Raw genomic sequence first — 1102 nt, forward strand, 5'->3', positions numbered from 1 at the left:
GATAGTCGTGTCTGTCCATTAAACGCTCCTATCGCTAGGTCTTCAGATGTCGCGCCACCGACACCCGAACTACTTTGAGTCAGTAAAAGCAGTCCTTTGATAATGTCTGGTTTACTTGTTTGCGGATTGACTGAACTCATTCTTGAATTGGTCAAAAATGTATCAAAGTCACTGCTTGAGTAAGGCAAGGCCGCTGTTGCAACACCGCGCAAAACCGAAGGAGAACTAGTTGTGAAAAAGAAACCATAAGCCCAACTATTTAAGTCCCACCATCCAGGTCTGTCAAAGGGCGCAATGATACCTAGAGGCACTAATAAAGTGCCTTGACTAAGAAATACGAATTTATATTCCTCACCACCATTCAAGGCATTAAGCAGAATGGTTGTAGAACTGCCAAAGCTTGAATAAGTTGCTTCTGTACTGCCGTTAGTTCCCGTATGGGTTCCAATGTTCCACCCTGCATATAATTGCTGCCCAATCAGCAGGGTTGTAGTAACACGAATTCTGAGGTAAGTTTTACCAAAATTCTTTGTGCTATCGTTTACCCATTCATAAACCAAGATTTGGTCAGTACCGCTCACAAATTCGTCATAAACTGCCGAATAACCAGCGTTTAAAAACGCGGTTTTGATGGCATTTACTAAACTGGTTTGTGTAATGGTTGGGCTTAGTGTGGTTTCTGTTCGTGTTGCAATTGCCATTAGAAATTATCCGGGTCTAAAGTATAGTTATCAGCAGACTGAAAATTTACGTTGTAAGTTGTTTGGCGATACTGCGTATTGTTCCTTGTGACAACTTGCGGAAAATTGCTATCTTCGATTGTGATTTGAATATCTGTGTTAGTCGCTTGATTAGTACTATTTAGGTAACCCGAAGCCTTAAGAATAATTCCAGTAACTAAGCTTTCAGCTGTGTTGTTAGCACTAGCAGTCAGTCCGGCTAAATCTGCCTTCAGGATGGTTATGGTTGTTGCGTCCTGGGTAGCACCACTACCAAGTACCTGGGTAAGGGTTGGTTCTGCCATAAATCAGATTTTTAATTGAAGTGAATAAATCTGTTTTATGAGCGATTGAAATTTATGTAAATCTTCCTCTTTTATGTA

The 1102-nt window shown here is 40.9% G+C and carries 2 protein-coding genes; both read right to left on the reverse strand.

All coding sequences use genetic code 11. From position 1 onward, the window contains the following. The coding region (locus ACM0OY_RS40410) for a hypothetical protein (protein WP_414574301.1) at positions 1-701 on the reverse strand (701 nt) is incomplete at its 3' end. Continuing rightward, positions 701-1024, reverse strand: a complete 324-nt coding sequence (locus ACM0OY_RS40415; protein ID WP_414574302.1) for a hypothetical protein — start codon at positions 1022-1024, stop codon at positions 701-703. The genes ACM0OY_RS40415 and ACM0OY_RS40410, both read right to left, overlap by 1 nt. Between the last annotated feature and the right edge of the window lie 78 nt (positions 1025-1102).

This window comes from Nostoc sp. CCY 9925 (assembly GCF_963920935.1).
Lineage (GTDB): Bacteria > Cyanobacteriota > Cyanobacteriia > Cyanobacteriales > Nostocaceae > Nostoc.